Genomic DNA, 17,521 nt, shown 5'->3' on the forward strand with positions numbered 1-17,521 from the left:
AAAGCAGCGCGGCGGTGGCGGCGCCCCTGTGGGTGCGGGCACGCGGCAATGTGCGGGCACGCGGCAACGCGACGGGGAAAGGCACGACCATGGGGCAGACCCTTGCGGAGATCCTGGACGGGGCCGCGCGCGGCCGGTTTCCGGCGCCTGACGGGAGTACCACCGTGGTGGAGGCGCCGAGCGTGCGGGACAGCGGCGTGATCGCCTTCACCGCGCACTCGGTGGTGTTCACCGACGAGGACCCCGCGTGGATCCACGCGACCCTGGCGTCCCTCGACTGCGATGCGCTGGCGGCCACCATGCATCCGCGGTTCCTGCACGCGTTCCTGGAGCGGACCGGCCGGACCACCGACACGATCGACCTCCTCACGGTCGCGCCCGCTCTCCCCGGCGATCCACCGCTGGAGCTGCGGGAGATCACCGACCCGGTGCATCCCCGGGTCATGAGCGCACGCAGGCGGCGGGACGGGGTGCGGATGTGGACGGTCGACGGTGGGGTGCTGGTCCTCGGGCGTGGGGTGGCGGGGCGCTGGGAAGTGGCCGTCGAACTCGCCGAGAACGCCCGGCACCGGGGCCTGGGGCGGGCCCTGGCCACCGCCGCCCGGCATCTGGTGCCCGACGGCGAGCCCCTCTGGTCCCAGCAGGCCGCGGGCAACGCGCGCAGCATCAGGGCGTTCCAGGCCGCCGGGTTCCGGCCGGTGGGCTCGGAGGCGTTGCTGCTCGGCCGGTAGGCGCTCCCGCCCGTCACGCCTCCTCCCGGGATGCGCTCCCACACGTTGCGACTCCTCCCGGGATGCGCTCCCGCGACCCCCAAGGCACCGTGGAGACATGGCCGCGCACCCGCCTGTGATCGTCTATCCGCCCTCCGCGACCGGAGGGCGGCGGGTCACCGTGCACGGGCAGATCGTGGGGCTGGCGCATGGGCGGGGCGAGGTGGCCGCCCTGCTGCGGGCCGCCGGATTCGCGCCGGGGCCGGACCAGGCCGTCGAGCTGGACCGGCCGGGGCTGATCGAATGGCGCGGCGGCGACCTCGACACGTGGGAGTGACCCCGTGAGCCGTCACCCGAACGGGTGCGTCCAAGTGGCTCACCGGCCAGGCCTCAGGGAACGTCGAATCTGATCTGCACGCACCATCAGTGCAGGTCAGGACCGCAGGCACCGGCTGCCTGTCCCGGCCAAGGAGTCCCCATGTCCCAGCCCAGCGCACCTACCCCCGACAGCACCTCCCGCCCCGCCGCCGCATCCGGGGCCGACTCCGGCAACGCGTGGGCCGGCGGCGGGACGCTGTTCGCCGGTTTCCTGCTCCTCGTCGACGGTGTCCTCGGAGTGATCAAGGGCGTCGCGGGGATCGCCACCAACGATGTGTACGCGGCGGTCAACGACTACGTCTTCAAGTTCAACGTCACCACCTGGGGATGGATCCACCTCATCCTCGGCGTCGTCCTGATCTTCGTCGGCTGGGGCATCCTCAAGGGCGCGACCTGGGCCCGGGCCGTGGGCATCGCCCTCGTCTCCCTGAACCTGATCGCCAACTTCATGTGGCTCCCGTACACGCCGATCTGGGCCATCGTCACCATCGCCATCGACGTCTTCATCATCTGGGCCCTGTGCACCGACCGTTCCAGGCCGGCGTTCTGACGTGCCGGAGACCACCGGGACGTCACCCGACAGCACCGGGGGCGACCTCGTGGACCTCGCCGCCGAGGCGTACGTCTACGGGTATCCCCTGGTCTGCGACCTCTCCATGGTCGGGACCTCGCTCCGAGACGGGTTCGGCGCGCTCGCGGCCACGCCCTTCAACCGGTTCGCCCACTCCGAGCGCCTCGCCGACCACCGTACGGAGTTCGTCTCCGTCAACAACGACACCGTCTACTCCATCGCCCAGCTCGACCTGTCCGGCGGGCCGCTGCGCCTCCACGTCCCCGACAGCGGCGGTGCGTACTACGTGCTCCAGTTCGTCGACGCCTGGACGAACAACTTCGCGTACGTCGGCCGGCGCGCCACCGGTACCGGCGAGGGCGAGTGGCTGATCGTGCCGCCCGGCTGGGCGGGCAGCGTTCCCGACGGCGTACGCGGGGTCGTCGACGCGCCCACCTCCGTGGTGACCGTGGCGGGGCGTTACGCCTGCGACGGCCCCGGCGACCTGCCGCGCGTCCGGGCGCTCCAGGAGCGGCTCACGCTTGCCCCGCTCGACGGCCGGCCCCACCGCACCGGGCTGCCCGCGCCGGAACCCGGCGTACCGGAGGAGCTGCGGTTCTTCGAGGAGCTGCGGGTGTGGATGGCCGACTTCCCGCCGTCCGCGGCCGACCAGGCGTACCAGGACCGGTTCCAGCCGCTGGGGCTGCTGGAGGAGGGGCCCTCGCCGTACGCCGCCGCCTCCCCGGCCCTCGTCGACGCGCTGACGAAGGGGCTGGAGCGGGGACGGGCCCGGGTCGAGGGGGTCAGCCGGGCCGGGACGGGCGGCGGGGGCGGGAGGCCGGGCAGCTGGAACATGGACCCGCACGTGTTCGACTACAACCTGGACCACTTCGGCGTCGGCACCATCGACGCGCCGCAGTGGCGGATCGCCGACCGGGAGGCCTCCTACCTGGCTCGCGCGGTGGCGGCCAGGATCGGGCTGTGGGGGAACCACGGGTACGAGGCGGTGTACGCCCAGACCTTCCAGGACAGCGAGGGGCGGCAGCTGAACGGGGCGCACTCCTATCTCCTGCGCTTTCCCGAGCCGCCGCCCGTCGAGTCGTTCTGGTCGGTGACCATGTACAGCACCCCGGACTACTACCTCGTGGAGAACCCGGCCGGCCGGTACTCGATCGGGGACCGTACGCCCGGCCTCGTCCACGCGGACGACGGCTCGCTCACCCTGTACCTCTCCCACGACCGGCCCGCCGACCCGGCGCGGGCGGCGAACTGGCTTCCCGCTCCCGCCGGGGACTTCCGGCCGATGCTGCGGCTGTACACGCCGGGGGCCGCCGTCCTCGACGGGGGTTACGAGATCCCGGCCGTCGAGCGGGTCGAGGGGTAGGCACCGGTCGCGACGCCGGGCGACGCCGGGCCGTTGTCAGTGGTGCGGTCCACACTGGAGTCATGTGCCGCAGTATCAAGACCCTTCGACCGCCCGCCCTCCCCGAAGAGGCCACCGAGGAGGACATGCGGGCCGCAGCCCTTCAGTACGTACGCAAGGTGTCCGGCTTCCGCGCGCCCGCCGCGCACAACCGGGAGGTGTTCGACCGTGCCGTCGACGAGATCACCGAGGCCACGATGAAGCTCCTGGACGGCCTGGAGATACGGGGCTCGGCCGCCCGGAGCACCGTCGAAGGGTGAGCCGGGACGGGGCCGGGGCCGGAGAACGGCTCAGGGGGAGACCGGCGCCGGTGACGTGACGGGAGTGGGCGCGTTCGGCTGGCTGGGCACCGTGCTGGGCGTGGTGCCGGGGACGGAGTCCTGCTGGACGGGCCGGGGTCCTGTGACCGGGGCCGGTACGGTCGCCGGGTCACAGGAGTCCTGGAGCGGCTCCGCCGTGGCCGCCGCCGCGTCCCGCTCGGCAGCCGGGCGCTTCACGAGGAACGCGGCCAGTGCGCCCGCCATGAACAGGGCCAGCACCGAGACGGCCGTCCCGAACCAGGTCGACCCGAGCCACCGGCCCCCGAAGTATCCGAGGCCCACGCTGTAGCCCGCCCAGACCAGGCCCGCCACGGCGGACCAGGGGAGGAAGTCCCGCTTCCGGCGGTGAGCGGCGCCTGCCCCGAGGGAGACCACCGAGCGGCCCGCGGGTGCGAACCGGGCGATGACGACGAGCGCGCCGCCGCCCCGGCTCAGTGCCGCGCCGAGACGTTCCTGCGCCTTGGTGAGGCGGCGGGAGCGCGCGATCGCCCGGTCCAGCCGGTCGCCACCGCGCCAGGCGAGGCGGTACGCGACGAGGTCGCCGAGCACCGAGGCGGTGGCCGCGCAGAGGATGAGGACGACGAGCGAGGGCACTTCACCCGTCCCGTCGCCCGAACCGTTGACGCCGGTCGAGCCCGCGGCGGCCGCGGTGGCGGCGGTGATCACGAGGACACCGCTGGGCAGCAGGGGGAGAAAGACGTCCAGGAGCACCGAGACGGCGACCACCACGTAGATCCATGGGCTGCTGGTCAGTGCGCCCACACTCTCAAGCACCCGTCTACTCCCCGATCATGTCAACGCCGCGACGTCGCAGGGGAGCGGCATGGGCGGCAGGTTCAGCTGTACAGCGTACGCGTGAGGGTTCTGCGCAGATCGCTCAGGGTGGGGTGACGTTTACGCGGGTCGCGTACACCTTGCGGGCGGTACGGGCGTTAGGCAGGCCGCAACGACCGGTACGAGCGAGGAGCGGCAGCGCATGACGGCACAGGTGGATCGAACAGCAGAGGCAGCAGAGGCAGCAGGGGTGGCCGGGGCGGCTGAGGCAGCCGGGGCGGGCCGGGTGGCGCGGGCGCCGGGGACCGTACGGAGAAGGGTGCTGGTGGGCGCGGCCGCCCTGCTGATGCTCACCGGCGGTGCCACCATCGCCCACGGCGCGGCGGACGGCACGGACGGCGCACCCGCTCCGGACGGCGGAGGACACGCGGCCCACAGCACCGGCACCGGGGCCAGCACCGGGACGGGGGCCGGGGAGGCGGGGCCCGTCGGTGGTGCGTCGCGGAGCGGCGGGTTCTATATGCGGGCCGACGGGGTGTTCTCCCCGCCCGGCTCCTTCGTCCCGTCCGACGCGCTGACGTACGACACCGCCCTCGTCCCGGCCGCCGCGCGGATCGAGATCACGCAGTACGCCGACCGGACCAGCCACCGCGTCGGCACCCGGCTGCGCGGCCTGGTCCCGAACCGTGCGTACGGGATGCACGTGCACACCTCGCCCTGTGCGGCCGATCCGGCGTCGGCGGGGCCGCACTACCAGCACCGCGCCTCGGCCACCGCGGACCCGGTCAACGAGGTGTGGCTGGACTTCCGCACCGACCGGAACGGCAACGGCGAGGCGGAGGCCCGGCACGAGTGGGGGTTCCGGGACGGCGGTGCCCGGTCGGTGATCGTCCACGACGCGCAGGGCGGCGCGGGGAAGCGGGTGGCCTGCTTCACGGTGCCGTTCTCGTCCTAGACGCGCACGGAGGCGGGGGAGGACGGAAGACGGCAGTACGGGCGGTGCCGGAAGGTCAGGCCGAGACGCCGGCCGTGGCGGGCTCGCGGCGGGACTCCTCGGCGGGGACGCGCTCGGCGCGCGACCCGAAGAGCCGTTCCAGGGCGAAGGCGCCCGGGCCGGTGAAGACCAGCAGCAGGAACGCCCAGCAGAAGACGGCCGCCGTCTCGCCGCCGTTGCCCACCGGGGTGAGCGCCTCGGGCTGGTGGACGACGAAGTACGCGTAGGCCATCGAGCCGGAGGCGAGGAGGGCGGCGATACGGGTGCCGAGGCCGAGGGCGACCAGGGCGCCGCAGACCAGCTGGATCAGGGCGGCGTACCAGCCCGGCCAGGCTCCGGCCTCCGCCTCGCGGCCGCCGAACACGCCGAAGAGGCTGGAGGCGCCGTGGATGGCGAAGATCAGGCCGATGGCGAAACGGAAAAGGCCGAGCGCATAGGGCTGGGCACCGTTCAGGCGAGAGGTCATGGGGGGTGGGCTCCTTCGGTCTGGGTGGGGACGTGAACCGATTGAGCGCCTCAGGTTAGGGAAACCTCACTAGTACTTGCAAGTTCAACATTCTGGCGTATGGCTGAAAACTGACTAGGGCTCCTGGGTGAGTGAACGCTCAAGAACACTCACGAGCTGGTTGTCGCCGTCGACCGACTTGGCCTGGACCAATGTCAGCGCAGAGTTCCGGCCATGCAGGGTCAGCGTCATGAGCTGGTTGCCGAACCACGGGCCGCCCGCCCTGCTCCAGGTGACCGGCGACGGTTCCGTACGCCCGTGGCGGGTGAGCATCCGGCCGATGCGCCGGCCCACTCCGCTCCAGCCGAAGCGGAAGCCCAGCCGGATCGACCGGGGGACCGAGTTGTGCACGGGCGAACACGTCAGCTGGAGGACGCGGGCGTGCGGGGCGCCGCCGGGGGTGTCGGCGGGCCAGTGAGGTTCGGCGATGTAGGCGTGGTGCACGTCCCCGGACAGCACACATACGGTCGCCGGGGCGTCCGGGCCGCTCCCCACGCGGCGGAGCAACTCCGTGAACCGGCCGAAGGATTCGGGGAACGCGGCCCAGTGCTCCAGATCGGCCGCCCGGCGCACCTTCTCCCCGAAGCGTGCCCAGCGGCCACCGCGGGCCCCCGCGCTCAGGGCCGCGTTCCAGGTCTCGGCATCGTGGACGAGCGGGGGCAGCAGCCACGGCAGCGAGCTGCCGATCAGGAGATGGTCGTACGCTGCGGGGTCCTCCAGCACACGATCCCGCACCCAGCGGGCCTCGCTCTCGTCCAGCATCGCCCGACGCCCCTCGTCCAGGACGCGGGCCGCCCGGGTGTCCACCATCAGCAGTTGTACTCGGCCGAAAATGCGCTGGTAGCTCCAGCGGGTCCGGGCCGGATCCGCGTCGGTCTCGGCGGCGAAGCGGCGGAGGGTCTCGGTGCCGTCGGGGCAGGCCCGCACCGCGGCGTACACAGGGTCGGCCGCCAGCTCGGCGGGGGAGAGGTTGCCCAGGTGCTGGTAGACCCAGTACGACATCAGTCCGCTGACGATCCGCTCGTGCCACCAGGGCGTGGCGCGAATCTGCTCCTGCCAGGCGGCGCTGGTGTTCCAGTCGTCGATGACGTCGTGATCGTCGAAGATCATGCAGCTCGGCACGGTGGAGAGCAGCCAGCGCACCTCGGGGTCGCGCCACGATTCGTCGTACAGGCAGGTGTACTCCTCGTAGTCCGCGACCTCCGCGCCCGGCGGCTCGCGCAGATCACGCCGCATCGCGAGCCGCCGCCGCGTCGCCGCCGACGTCTCGTCCGCATACACCTGGTCGCCGAGCAGCAGCAGGACGTCGGGCCGCTCGGCGACCGGGTCGGCGGCGAGACGGGCGGCCAGGGTGACCAGCGCGTCCGGGCCCACGGGATCGTGCCCGTCGCCGGGGGCGGCGGCCCAGCGGCACGAGCCGAACGAGACCCGGACCCCGTGCCCCTCCGCCGCGGCCGCCCCCACCGGAGGCGTGGTGATGGTGCTCGGCGGAAGCCGGGAGTCCTCGGGCGGCCACACGCGCCGTTCCCCGACCAGCACCTCGTACGCGGTCGTGGTGCCGGGCGTCAGCCCGTCCACGACCACCAGGGCGTAGTGGTGCCCGCCCACCGCGAAGGTCGGGGACACCCCCGAGGCCCCGTCCGCGCACCGGACCTCCACGGTGCACGGACGGCTCACCTCGACCCAGACGGTCGCGGCGGAACCGGACTCCCAGTCCACGTACCGCAGCAGTGGCCCCAGACGCAGTCCGGTCATGTCGTGCCCTCCTCGCGCCTATGTCACGGATGGGCTCCGTAACGTACAGAACGACGGGGGAGGGTGCACAGGTTCCGGCGGCCGACGGCGGGGTCGGGGCTGGGGCCGGTGGGCGATTCTCAGCAGCCGTTCAGGGCTGTCTGGAGGGCGCTCTTCTCCGCCGAGTCCACGCTCAGGCCGTAGTAGTGCTTCACGTGGACCCAGGCGCGCACGTAGGTGCACTTGTACGCGGCGCGCGGCGGCATCCACTTGGCCGGGTCCTTGTCGCCCTTGGCCTGGTTGACGTTGTCGGTGACCGCGATGAGCTGGGGGCGGGTCAGGTCGTTGGCGAAGGACTGACGCTGGGCGTTGGTCCAGCTGCTCGCGCCGGAGCGCCAGGCCTCGGCGAGGGGGACCATGTGGTCGATGTCGACGTCGGAGGCGGCGCTCCAGGTGGCGCCGTCGTACTGCGAGTACCAACTGCCGCTGACCGCGGCGCAGGCGGCGTCCTGCTGGACATTCGTACCGTCGCGCTTGAGGACCACCTCGCGGGTGTTGCAGGCGCCCGACTGCGTGATCCAGTGCGGGAACTTGTCGCGGCTGTAGCCGCTGGACGAGCCCTCGGCGCCGACGGTGAGCTGGCCGAGGTAGGTGCGTGCGGTCGCCGCGCTGACCGGGGTGGGGAGGGCGGCCTGGGCGGTCGGGGCGGTGAGCAGGACGGAGGTGGCGGCGAGGGTGGCGGTTGCGGCGGCGACGGCCGAGCGACGCGCGTAGATACCGAACATGCGAACTCCCTTGAGGTGGGGGGTGCTTGGGCGGGCGGCATGCGGAGCCCGGCCAGCGTGGCGGCGCCAGGTTTCCTGGGGGTGGGCACCAGGTAACAGAGTGACGACATGTGCACGTCACATCAAGGGGTGTGACGGATCGCGTGGAGGTGAACCGACCGCCGGGCGTGGGAAGGGAGTTGCGCGACCGGGGCGTCCGCCGGGGGCGTGGGGAGGGGAGTCGGACGGCGGGGGCGCCCGTCGGGTGCGTGGGGAGGGGAGTTGGGCGGCCTGTGCGTTCGCCGACGGTATGACCGGGTGGCCGGCGGATCTATCGTTGCCAGGTGCTGCTTCCGGTCACGCCGGCCCTCGGGGTCGTCCTCGTCGCCCTGTTGGCCCTCGCCGCCGCCGTCGCCGCGTGGGCCCGGCTGGGCCGCTCGCGCGAGATCCTGGTGGCCGGGGTGCGGGCCTCGGGCCAACTCGCCGCGGTCTCCCTGCTCATCGGCTGGGTGGCCCAGCGGCTCGGGCCGCTGCTCGGATTCCTGGTGCTGATGTTCGCCGTGGCCGCCTGGACGGCGGGGCGCCGCATCACCCGTAACCGCACCTGGTGGTGGGCGGCCGTGCCGATCGGGGCGGGGGCGCTCCCGGTCGTCGGGCTGCTGCTGGTCACGGGGCTCGTGCCGGTCCGGGGGCTGGCGCTCATCCCCGTGGCGGGCATCCTCATCGGAGGGGCGCTCACCGCGACCGTACTCGGCGGGCGGCGCGCGCTGGACGAACTCGCCACCCGTCACGGGGAGGTGGAGGCGGGCATGGCCCTCGGGATGCTCGACCGGGACGCCCGGCTGGAGATCGTACGGCCCGCCGCGTCGGACGCGCTGCTGCCGGGGCTCGACCAGACCCGGACGGTGGGGCTCGTCACGTTGCCGGGAGCTTTCGTGGGCATGCTGCTGGGCGGCGCCTCACCCGTGGAGGCGGGCGCCGTGCAGCTCTTCGTCCTGGTGGCGTTGATGGCGGTGCAGGTGGTGGCCGTCGCGGTGGTGCTGGAGCTGGTCGCGCGGGGGTGGCTGCACCGGGGGTGAGGGGGTGTCCTGTGGCTCAGGCCTCGTGGATGTGCAGGCGGATCGTGCCGTCCTCGGCCGCCTCCACCCGGATCTGCGTCAGGTCCTCCACGTGGGCGTCCGGCGACAGGGCCGCCGCGCGCGGGCCGACGCCCACCACGCGCATCCCGGCCGCCCGGCCCGCCGCGATGCCCGCCTCTGAGTCCTCGAACACGATGCAGTCCGCCGCCCCGAAGCCCAGCTCCGCCGCGCCCTTGAGGAAGCCCTCGGGGTCCGGCTTGCTGGCGCCGACCTGCTCGGCGGTGACGCGGACGTCGGGCATCGGCAGTGCGGCCGCCCCCATCCGGGCCGTCGCGAGCGCGCTGTCGGCCGAGGTCACCAGCGCGTGCGGGAGGCCGGCGATCGCGGCCATGAACGCGGGGGCTCCGCCGATCGGGACCACGCCGTCGACATCGGCGGTCTCCTCGGCGAGCATCACCCGGTTGTCCGCGTAGTTCTCCTCGACGGGGCGGTCCGGGAGCAGGACGGCCATCGTGGCGTACCCCTGGCGGCCGTGGACCACCTTGAGGGCGGCCTCGGGGTCCAGTCCGTGCTTGAGCGCCCACCGGCGCCAGCAGCGCTCCACGACCGCGTCGGAGTTCACGAGGGTGCCGTCCATGTCGAGAAGGAGGGCGCTTGCGGTGAGGACGGTGGCCGACATCGGCTGGCTCCAGAGCGCGGGGGATGGTGGTGCGGTGACGCGGGTGTGCGGTGACGCGGTACAAGAGCAGCCCCGCCCGCCGGTCAGGGAGTGCGGGCGGGAGCTACTTTGTTCCACGAAGATACAAAAACCTGGGCCGGAAAGCCAATCCCGCGGGCCGGGCCCTGTCCGAGGGCCCGGTGCGGCCGGTCAGTCGCGGCCCTGTCCCGTCGTCTCCGCCTCCAGCGCACGCCGGGTCTCCGGCCCGTACACACCGGCCGGGTCGCCCTGGATCGCCTTGTACGACTGGTAGACCCGCACGGCGTTCTCCACCCGGTCGTTGAAGTTCCCGTCCGCGTCGCCGTGGTAGAGCCACACCTCCGCGAGCCGGTTCTGCAACACGGCCACCTGCGGGCCCTGGTCGCCGCGCCGCAGCGAGGAAGGGGCCAGCTCCGCGGGCGGCGCGGCGGACGGCGGGGGTGCGTCACCGGTCGCCGACGCGGACGGGGCGCCGGGGGTCGGCGTCGCCGGGGCGGAGGCGGTCGGACTCGGCTCGGCACTCTCCGAGGGTGAGGCGGAGGGGGACGGGGAGGCGGAGGACGCCGAGGGGGTGGGTGAGGCCGATGCCGTACGGGACGGAGCGGCCGAGGGGGAGGGGGACGGGGCCACGGAGGCCGCCGCCGGCTCGTCCGCTGTGTCCGGGGCGCTCGTCGTCGCCTCCGGCAGCGCCTCCTCCTGGCTCCCGTCCCGGTCGAAGAGCCCTCCGGCGAAGGCGGCCGTGCCGACCACCGCCGCCACGGCCGCCCCTACGGCCAGGGCCGCGAAGGGGCGCCTGCGGCGCGGCTGGACGGGGTCGGGGGCGGCGGGGGGCGTGCTGAAGTCTGGCCCCGTGGCGGTTGTCGGTCCCGCGCCGGGGTGTGTGCCCACGCCCGGGGAGGCGGTGCGGCGTCTGCTCTCGTCCGCCGCCGGGGGGTGGGTCGCGCCGGGCCCGGGGCCCGTACCCATGCCCGTACGGGAGTCCGCGTCCGACCCCTTACCCATGTCCAGGTGCAGCGGCATGGTGGTGGCCGCGTCGCCCCCGGCGCCCTGCCCGGACCCGCTGTCCCCCGCAACGACACCGGCCTCCGCGGACCCGTCGGCGCCGTCCCCCGCGGCATCACCGTCCCCCGCGCCGCCACCCTCACCCGCCGACGCGTTCCCCAACGTCACGTACGGCCTGATCCGCAGCGGGTCGAAGTCCTCCGCCGCCGCCATCTCCGCCGAGCGGGCGGCGCGCAGCTCGTCCCCCGTGAGCGGCGTCGCGCCCGTGTCCGTGCCGCACCGGCAGGGCACCCGGTGCTCCGTGCCGGGCTCGCCGGCCGTCCGTCTGCCGCACTCCGGGCATGCGTGTCCGGTCATCGTGGGTCCCCTCCCCTTGAACTGCCTGCGATTATGCAGCCCGCTCCGGCGAAGCCCAATGCCCCGCCGGTGCCCGACAGGCCATAACAGGGCGGAACGGCCAGGATGGGGGTGTAGTGGATCAGCGAAGTGCAGTGGATCGCGGCGAATCGCAGCGAATCGCAGCCGATCGAGGAGACGCCCATGGCCCAGCAGCTGAGCCCGCCCATGGTCCCAGGCGAGGGGCAGTCCCGCCGGACCGTCCTGGTGGCGATCGGCGCGCTGCTCCTCGGCATGCTGCTGGCGGCACTCGATCAGACCATCGTCTCCACCGCGCTGCCGACCATCGTCAGCGAGCTCGGCGGCCTCGACCACCTCTCCTGGGTGGTCACCGCCTATCTGCTGGCGGCGACGGCGGCTACCCCGCTCTGGGGCAAGCTCGGCGACCAGTACGGCCGCAAGAAGCTCTTCCAGACCGCGATCGTCATCTTCCTGATCGGCTCCGCGCTCTGCGGCATGGCCCAGAACATGCCCCAGCTCATCGGCTTCCGGGCTCTCCAGGGGCTCGGCGGCGGCGGGCTCATGGTGCTCTCGATGGCGATCGTCGGAGACATCGTCACCCCACGCGAACGCGGCAAGTACCAGGGCCTGTTCGGTGCCGTCTTCGGAGTGACGAGCGTGCTCGGGCCGCTGCTCGGCGGGTTCTTCACCGAGACCCTCAGCTGGCGCTGGGTCTTCTACATCAACCTGCCGATCGGCGTCGTCGCGCTGCTCGTCATCGCGGCCGTGCTGCACATCCCGGTCCACCGCGAGAAGCACACCATCGACTACCTCGGCACCTTCCTCATCGCCTCCGTCGCCACCTGTCTCATCCTGGTGGCATCCCTCGGCGGCACGACCTGGGCCTGGGGATCGGTGCAGATCATCGCGCTGGCGGTGCTCGCCGTCGTGCTGCTGATCGCGTTCGTCGCCGTCGAGCGGCGGGCGGCGGAGCCGGTGCTGCCGCTGAAACTCTTCCGGATCAGGACCTTCAGCCTCGTCGCCGTGATCAGCTTCATCGTCGGCTTCGCGATGTTCGGCGCGATGACCTACCTGCCCACGTTCCTCCAGGTGGTCCACGGCATCACCCCGACCATGTCCGGTGTGCACATGCTGCCGATGGTCCTCGGCATGCTGCTCACCTCCACCGGCTCCGGCCAGCTCGTCAGCCGTACCGGCCGCTGGAAGGTCTTCCCCCTCGCGGGCACCGCCCTCACCGCCGCCGGCCTCCTGCTCCTCCACCGGCTCTCCCCGGCCAGCTCCACCTGGGAGATGAGCCTCTCCTTCTTCGTCTTCGGCGCCGGGCTCGGCCTCGTCATGCAGGTCCTCGTTCTCGTCGTGCAGAACGCCGTCTCCTACCGGGACCTCGGCGTCGCCACCTCCGGCGCGACGTTCTTCCGCTCCATCGGCGCCTCGTTCGGCGTGGCCATCTTCGGCACCGTCTTCACCAACCGGCTCACCGGCCAGCTCGACAGCGCTCTCGCGGGGCGGTCCCTGCCCCCGGGCGTCGACGCCGAACGGCTGGCGGCCGACCCCCGCTCCATCCAGATGCTCCCGGCCGACCTGCGCCCCTCGATCCTGGACGCGTACTCCACCTCCATCACGGACGTCTTCCTGTACGCGGCCCCCGTCGTCCTCATCGCCTTCGTACTGGCCTGGTTCCTGCGGGAGGACAAGCTCCGGGGCTCGGTGACCGCCCCCGACACCAGCCAGACGCTCGCGTCCAACCCGGTGGAGCGTTCCTCGTACGACGAGTGCGCCCGCGCACTCTCGGTGCTGGCCACCCGGGAGGGGCGCCGGGAGATCTACGAGAAGATCACCGCGCGCGCCGGGTACGACCTGCTGCCCGCCGCCAGCTGGCTGCTGCTGCGGATCAAACGGCACGGCACCGTCGAGCCCGCCCGGCTCGCCGAGGTGACCCCCGTACCGCTACGGGTGATCACCGAGGCGGCCCGGCAGGTGGAGGGGCGCGGACTGGCCCGCCGCGAGGGACTCCAGATGATCCTCACCGAATCGGGGGCCGAGGCGGTCGTCCGGCTCTCCCAGGCCCGGGAGGACTCCCTCGCCGAACTGCTGGGGGACTGGTGGGGGCCCGAGCGCCCCACCGACCTGGTCAAACTCGTCGCCGAGCTGACCGCCGAGGTCAGCGGGTCCAGCAAGGAACGCCCGCACACGCCCGCGCCGCCCCGCGACCACGCGGCGGACTGGCACCACGACATCGACCACCCGGACCACCGGCGCTTCGGGGAACACGGGGAACACGGGGACGCCAGGGACCACCCGCACCACCGGCCCTGACCGGCCCGCCCCCGAAGCCCCTCACAGCTCCTTCGCGAACCACACCTCCGCGTACGGGTTGCGCCGGTGGAAGGCCGGCACCTCCCCGTAACCGTGCTTCGCATACAGCCCGCGCGCCTCGACCAGGTCGAGACGGGTGTCCAGCCGGAGCAGCCGCACCCCGAGCGCCCGGGCCTCCTCCTCGACCGCGGCCAGCAGCAGCCCGCCGCCGCCCGTGGACCGGAACGCCGGGCGTACGTACACCCGCGTCAGCTCCGCCGAACCCGGCGCGGCCTCCTCCGTCAGCACCAGCCCGGCGCAGCTCGCGGCCTTGCCCTCGTGGCGACCGACGACGAACCGACCGGTTGGCGGAGCCAGCAGGTCCGCGCCGTCGTCGGCCAGCCCCTCGGCTATCTCCGCGGCGGTGGCGGGCCGTTGCCAGTAGCGGCTCGCGACCTCGTCGTAGTAGTCGCGGCGCAGCGCGGTGGCGTCGGGGGAGTCGAATCGTTCGGCGGTCACGGTCCAGGTCATGTGCGGCATTCTTGCTCCCTCACGGCCGAAGGACGACGTGATTTACGTGCAGGGGGCACCAGTGAACCGACCCACCACCGACTCCACGGCGCGGGCTCTGTCCGTCCGCCGTCTCGCCGACCGCTGGATACGCGACGCGCTCGCCACCAGGAAGCCGGCCGACGGCGGCAGCTTCGTCTGCTCGCCCGCCGGACTGTGGCTGGCGCTCGCCGCTGTGGCCGCCGGGGCGCGCGGCGAGACCGCCCGGGAGCTGCGGGCGCTCCTCGGTACGGCGGACCGGGAGGCGGGGCCGGCCGTGACGGCGGCGGCCCGTGAGCTGGCGCTGACCGGCGCGCTGGGGGTGGCGACCCGGGTGTGGAGCCGGGTGCCGGTGGAGCGCGCGTACCGCGAGGCGCTGCCGGACGTCCGGTTCGACGACGGCGTGGACCCGGGGGCCGTCGACGCCTGGGTGCGTGAGGCCACGGGCGGGCTGATCGAGGCGCTGCCGCTGGAGGTCACCGCCGAGACCCTGCTCGCCCTCGTCAACGTCCTGGTGCTGAAGGCCCGCTGGGAGAAGCCGTTCGAGGGCTGGCTGACCCGCGACCGGCCGTTCACCGACGCCTCCGGCACGACCCGCCCGGTGGCGACCATGACGAAGGGCGTGCCGCTCGCCGATGTCCGGGTGGTGGACGGCACGTACGTCGTCGAGCTGCGCTGCACCGCCGGGGAGGGCGGCGGGGAGGGGGCCCGGGTCAGGTTCGTCCTGGGCGAGCCGGGCGCGAGCGCCGGGCAGGTGCTGCCCGCCGGCTGGGCGGACCGGAACACCGGAACCCACCCCGACACGGACCTGGTGAGCGTCGCCCTGCCGCGCCTCGCCCTCCGTACGCGCATCGCCGTCACCGGACATCTGCCCGCGCTCGGGGTCCGGCTGGCCACCTCCGACGCGGCGGACTTCTCCGGCCTCTCGCCCCTGCCGCTCACCATCTCCGACGTGGTCCAGGAGGCCGTGCTGAAGGTCGCCGAGGAAGGGGTGGAGGCCGCGGCGGTGACGGTGGTCGCGATGCGGGCCGGGAGCGCGGCCCCGCCGCCGCAGCGGGTCCTGCACCTGGCCTACGACCGTCCGTTCGGCATCGTCGTGCTGCCTGCCGACACCGACGTGCCGCTCTTCGCCGCCTGGCAGGCGGACACCCCCACCGGCCCGGCACCCGCCTGATCGTCTTTTCGGACAGACATTCTTCAGGACGAAAGCATGATGACAGTCAGGCAAAGAGGGGGTTGATTGTGTCTACCTCGTAGGGCAATGCGAGGCTTCATCCTGCGCTGCCCCGAGTCGAAGGGGCGGGGCATGGAACGGTGGGAGGGTCGGCGCAGCGTGACAAATGCGGATCACAGTGTGCGCGGTGGCGCGGTGGCGGACGCGATGACGAACACGGAGACGAGGACCGGGCTGACCCGGGTCCTGCTCTGGCTGGTCGTGGCCGTGCTGGCGGTACGGCAGATGGCGGTGGTGCTGCGGCAGCCGCCCGGCGAACGGCTCACCGATCTGGAGACCTGGATCGGGGAGAACGGCGTCCTGCACGTGACGGGCTCGCTCTACGACAGCGGCCGGTTCACCGGAACGCCCTTCGCCGGTCTGGTGCTGAAGCCGCTCACCGCGTCGGCCGAGGCGGCCCTCGGCATCGCGTGGACCTTCGGCACCCTGCTCCTGGTGGCCGCTCTCGGTGTCGTCGCCGCCCGGGCCCTGCCCGCACCGGTCGGCCGGCGTACGGCGCTGCTCGCCGTGCCCGTCGCGATCACCCTGCTCATGCTGTCGCTGCCGGTCCGCAACACCCTCCACCTCGGCCAGACCAGCATCCTGCCGGTCCTCCTGGTGCTGCTGGCCTGCTTCGTCGCCCGGGACCACCGGCTGCAGGGCGTCCTCGTCGGCTTCGCCGCCGCCCTCCAGCCGACGCTCCTCCTCTTCGCGGCTCTCCTCTGGCTGACCGGGAAGCGGCGGGCCTCGGTGGTCTCGGTGGCCGCCTTCGCCTTCTGCACGGCCGCCGCCTGGGCCGCGGTGCCGAAGGACTCGTGGACGTACTGGGTGCACCATGTCGCGGGCGCCGGGCTCGGTGAGCGGCCGGACAGCCTGGCCAACCAGTCCCTCCACGGCGCGCTGCTCCGGCTCGGCTTCGAGGGGCCGACGGAGATCGCCCTGTTCCTCGTCCTCGCCGCCGCGGTCATCGTCGTCGGCGTACGCCGCGCGGTCCGCTACGCCCAGGACGGGCAGTTGCTCCTCGCCGTCGCCGTGACCGGCTGCGTCGTCGTGGCCGTCTCGCCGACCGCCTGGCAGCACCAGTTGCTGTGGGTGCTCCTCGCCGTCGTCGGCAAGGTCGGCAAGCGCGCCTCCGACCGGCTGGTCTGGCCGGCCGTCGTGGTGCTCGTCCTCACGCTCCCCGGCAAGATGCTGCTGCCGAACGTCGGCCTGGTCATCCCCGTACGGGACAACGTGCTCCTCATCGCGGCGCTCGGCGCGGCCTGCCTCGCCCCGTTCCTCCTGCGCACCTCACCGTACTGGCAGCAGCCGATCCCCACCGACTACGCGAAACCGGTCGCCGCGCGCTGGAGACGCGTGCCGCTCCTGCCGTTCTGGCGCCGGGCGCTCCACCGCCCCAACCTCCTGCTGGAACTCCTGCTCATCCGCGTCGTCTACTCCGCGTACGCCCAGGTCCGCCTCGCCGCCACCGCGGGCCGCCCGATCGCCGAGGAGCACGGCCGGCAGATCCACGCCATCGAGCAGTGGCTGCACATCGACATCGAACTCTGGGTCAACCAGACGGTCGTGCAGATCGCCTGGCTGCGGGAGTTCTTCGACTACTACTACCTGACCTTCCACTTCATCGTCCCGCTGACGATCCTCGGTGTGCTGTACGCGCGCCGCCCCGCCGACTACCGCTGGGTCCGCTCCTCCATCGGCTTCGCCACCCTGCTGGCGCTCGTCGGCTTCTGGCTCTACCCGCTGGCCCCGCCCCGGCTCATGCCCGGCCTCGGCTTCATCGACACCGTCCACGGGGTGCAGGACTTCGCGAAGCCCGACTACGGGACGCTGACCACGGTCACCAACCAGTACGCGGCGATGCCGTCACTGCACTTCGGCTGGTCGCTGTGGTGCGGGGTGGTCATCGTGATGCTCGCCCCGAAACTGTGGATGAAGGCGCTCGGCCTGCTCCACCCGCTCTTCACCATCGCCGCGATCGTGGCGACCGCCAACCACTGGGTGCTGGACGCGGCCGGCGGGGCGCTGGTCGTCTCGCTGGGCTTCGGGCTGACGTATCTGCTGTCGGGGCCGCGGAAGGTGGAGGCCGGGGAGAAGCCGGGGGCGGCGGAACCCGTGAAGCCGACTGTGGAGCCCGAACCCGAACCCGTACGCGCCGAGGCGGTCGGCAAGTAGCG

At 73.0% G+C, this 17,521-nt stretch carries 17 protein-coding genes; 10 read left to right on the forward strand and 7 right to left on the reverse strand.

Going from position 1 to position 17,521, the window contains the following annotated elements; all coding sequences use genetic code 11:
- The first annotated feature begins 89 nt into the window (after positions 1-89).
- From R2B67_RS26735 to R2B67_RS26755, 5 genes are all read left to right on the forward strand, one after another.
- Positions 90-731, forward strand: a complete 642-nt coding sequence (locus R2B67_RS26735; RefSeq protein WP_317821623.1) for a GNAT family N-acetyltransferase — start codon at positions 90-92, stop codon at positions 729-731.
- Between the two features lie 97 nt (positions 732-828).
- Positions 829-1,047 carry a hypothetical protein gene (locus R2B67_RS26740; protein WP_073873920.1) on the forward strand — a complete coding sequence of 73 codons (219 nt, stop codon included), beginning with the start codon at positions 829-831 and terminating at the stop codon, positions 1,045-1,047.
- Between the two features lie 141 nt (positions 1,048-1,188).
- Positions 1,189-1,638 (forward strand): DUF7144 family membrane protein, encoded by a 450-nt coding sequence (locus R2B67_RS26745; RefSeq protein WP_317821625.1) that lies wholly within the window; start codon positions 1,189-1,191, stop codon positions 1,636-1,638.
- A gap of 1 nt (position 1,639) precedes the next feature.
- Positions 1,640-3,022: a DUF1254 domain-containing protein gene (locus R2B67_RS26750; protein WP_317821626.1), complete on the forward strand. Its 1,383-nt coding sequence runs from the start codon at positions 1,640-1,642 to the stop codon at positions 3,020-3,022.
- A 62-nt stretch (positions 3,023-3,084) separates the two neighbouring features.
- Positions 3,085-3,321, forward strand: a complete 237-nt coding sequence (locus tag R2B67_RS26755; protein ID WP_018511724.1) for a DUF2277 domain-containing protein — start codon at positions 3,085-3,087, stop codon at positions 3,319-3,321.
- 30 nt (positions 3,322-3,351) lie between these two features.
- Here the strand turns inward: R2B67_RS26755 and R2B67_RS26760 are convergent, their stop codons facing one another.
- On the reverse strand, positions 3,352-4,155 hold the full coding sequence (locus R2B67_RS26760) for a DedA family protein (RefSeq protein ID WP_317821627.1): 804 nt from the start codon (positions 4,153-4,155) through the stop codon (positions 3,352-3,354).
- 202 nt (positions 4,156-4,357) lie between these two features.
- Between R2B67_RS26760 and R2B67_RS26765 the strand changes: the two genes are divergently transcribed.
- Positions 4,358-5,110, forward strand: a complete 753-nt coding sequence (locus R2B67_RS26765) for a superoxide dismutase family protein (protein WP_317821628.1) — start codon at positions 4,358-4,360, stop codon at positions 5,108-5,110.
- 55 nt (positions 5,111-5,165) lie between these two features.
- On the opposite strand, the gene R2B67_RS26770 is transcribed toward R2B67_RS26765, so the two are convergent.
- The 3 genes from R2B67_RS26770 to R2B67_RS26780 form a co-directional block, all read right to left on the reverse strand.
- Complete coding sequence (locus tag R2B67_RS26770; RefSeq protein WP_317821629.1) at positions 5,166-5,615, reverse strand: DoxX family protein; 450 nt, start codon at positions 5,613-5,615, stop codon at positions 5,166-5,168.
- A gap of 114 nt (positions 5,616-5,729) precedes the next feature.
- The gene (locus R2B67_RS26775) at positions 5,730-7,409 is read right to left on the reverse strand and encodes an alkaline phosphatase D family protein (protein ID WP_317821630.1); all 1,680 of its coding nucleotides are present in this window, start codon (positions 7,407-7,409) and stop codon (positions 5,730-5,732) included.
- Positions 7,410-7,528: 119 nt separating this feature from the next.
- Positions 7,529-8,173, reverse strand: a complete 645-nt coding sequence (locus R2B67_RS26780; protein WP_030564595.1) for an HNH endonuclease family protein — start codon at positions 8,171-8,173, stop codon at positions 7,529-7,531.
- A 323-nt stretch (positions 8,174-8,496) separates the two neighbouring features.
- Between R2B67_RS26780 and R2B67_RS26785 the strand changes: the two genes are divergently transcribed.
- The gene (locus R2B67_RS26785; protein ID WP_317821633.1) at positions 8,497-9,231 is read left to right on the forward strand and encodes an ABC transporter permease; all 735 of its coding nucleotides are present in this window, start codon (positions 8,497-8,499) and stop codon (positions 9,229-9,231) included.
- A 16-nt stretch (positions 9,232-9,247) separates the two neighbouring features.
- Here the strand turns inward: R2B67_RS26785 and R2B67_RS26790 are convergent, their stop codons facing one another.
- Positions 9,248-9,910, reverse strand: a complete 663-nt coding sequence (locus tag R2B67_RS26790; protein WP_317821634.1) for an HAD-IA family hydrolase — start codon at positions 9,908-9,910, stop codon at positions 9,248-9,250.
- 189 nt (positions 9,911-10,099) lie between these two features.
- On the reverse strand, positions 10,100-11,221 hold the full coding sequence (locus R2B67_RS26795) for a peptidoglycan-binding domain-containing protein (RefSeq protein WP_455679990.1): 1,122 nt from the start codon (positions 11,219-11,221) through the stop codon (positions 10,100-10,102).
- A 249-nt stretch (positions 11,222-11,470) separates the two neighbouring features.
- Here R2B67_RS26795 and R2B67_RS26800 point away from each other — a divergent pair, with 249 nt between their 5' ends.
- Positions 11,471-13,603 carry an MDR family MFS transporter gene (locus R2B67_RS26800; RefSeq protein ID WP_317821636.1) on the forward strand — a complete coding sequence of 711 codons (2,133 nt, stop codon included), beginning with the start codon at positions 11,471-11,473 and terminating at the stop codon, positions 13,601-13,603.
- 21 nt (positions 13,604-13,624) lie between these two features.
- Here the strand turns inward: R2B67_RS26800 and R2B67_RS26805 are convergent, their stop codons facing one another.
- Positions 13,625-14,113 carry a GNAT family N-acetyltransferase gene (locus tag R2B67_RS26805; protein ID WP_317821637.1) on the reverse strand — a complete coding sequence of 163 codons (489 nt, stop codon included), beginning with the start codon at positions 14,111-14,113 and terminating at the stop codon, positions 13,625-13,627.
- A gap of 61 nt (positions 14,114-14,174) precedes the next feature.
- On the opposite strand from R2B67_RS26805, the gene R2B67_RS26810 reads away from it, so the two are divergent.
- Together R2B67_RS26810 and R2B67_RS26815 are read left to right on the forward strand one after the other, a co-directional pair.
- Positions 14,175-15,305 (forward strand): serpin family protein, encoded by a 1,131-nt coding sequence (locus R2B67_RS26810; protein ID WP_317821638.1) that lies wholly within the window; start codon positions 14,175-14,177, stop codon positions 15,303-15,305.
- 132 nt (positions 15,306-15,437) lie between these two features.
- Positions 15,438-17,519, forward strand: a complete 2,082-nt coding sequence (locus R2B67_RS26815) for a bifunctional glycosyltransferase 87/phosphatase PAP2 family protein (protein WP_317821639.1) — start codon at positions 15,438-15,440, stop codon at positions 17,517-17,519.
- Positions 17,520-17,521: the final 2 nt, after the last annotated feature.

The sequence above is a fragment of the Streptomyces cyaneofuscatus genome, assembly GCF_033109485.1.
Classification (GTDB): Bacteria; Actinomycetota; Actinomycetes; order Streptomycetales; family Streptomycetaceae; genus Streptomyces; species Streptomyces cyaneofuscatus.

What these genes read in the sequence shown, in the direction of transcription:
- R2B67_RS26805 (WP_317821637.1), bottom strand. Translation starts at nt 14,113, where the DNA reads ATGACCTGGACCGTGACCGCCGAACGATTCGACTCCCCCGACGCCACC.
- R2B67_RS26815 (WP_317821639.1), top strand. Translation starts at nt 15,438, where the DNA reads ATGGAACGGTGGGAGGGTCGGCGCAGCGTGACAAATGCGGATCACAGT.
- R2B67_RS26745 (WP_317821625.1), top strand. Translation starts at nt 1,189, where the DNA reads ATGTCCCAGCCCAGCGCACCTACCCCCGACAGCACCTCCCGCCCCGCC.
- R2B67_RS26765 (WP_317821628.1), top strand. Translation starts at nt 4,358, where the DNA reads ATGACGGCACAGGTGGATCGAACAGCAGAGGCAGCAGAGGCAGCAGGG.
- R2B67_RS26740 (WP_073873920.1), top strand. Translation starts at nt 829, where the DNA reads ATGGCCGCGCACCCGCCTGTGATCGTCTATCCGCCCTCCGCGACCGGA.
- R2B67_RS26775 (WP_317821630.1), bottom strand. Translation starts at nt 7,409, where the DNA reads ATGACCGGACTGCGTCTGGGGCCACTGCTGCGGTACGTGGACTGGGAG.
- R2B67_RS26780 (WP_030564595.1), bottom strand. Translation starts at nt 8,173, where the DNA reads ATGTTCGGTATCTACGCGCGTCGCTCGGCCGTCGCCGCCGCAACCGCC.
- R2B67_RS26790 (WP_317821634.1), bottom strand. Translation starts at nt 9,910, where the DNA reads ATGTCGGCCACCGTCCTCACCGCAAGCGCCCTCCTTCTCGACATGGAC.
- R2B67_RS26800 (WP_317821636.1), top strand. Translation starts at nt 11,471, where the DNA reads ATGGCCCAGCAGCTGAGCCCGCCCATGGTCCCAGGCGAGGGGCAGTCC.
- R2B67_RS26755 (WP_018511724.1), top strand. Translation starts at nt 3,085, where the DNA reads ATGTGCCGCAGTATCAAGACCCTTCGACCGCCCGCCCTCCCCGAAGAG.
- R2B67_RS26735 (WP_317821623.1), top strand. Translation starts at nt 90, where the DNA reads ATGGGGCAGACCCTTGCGGAGATCCTGGACGGGGCCGCGCGCGGCCGG.
- R2B67_RS26770 (WP_317821629.1), bottom strand. Translation starts at nt 5,615, where the DNA reads ATGACCTCTCGCCTGAACGGTGCCCAGCCCTATGCGCTCGGCCTTTTC.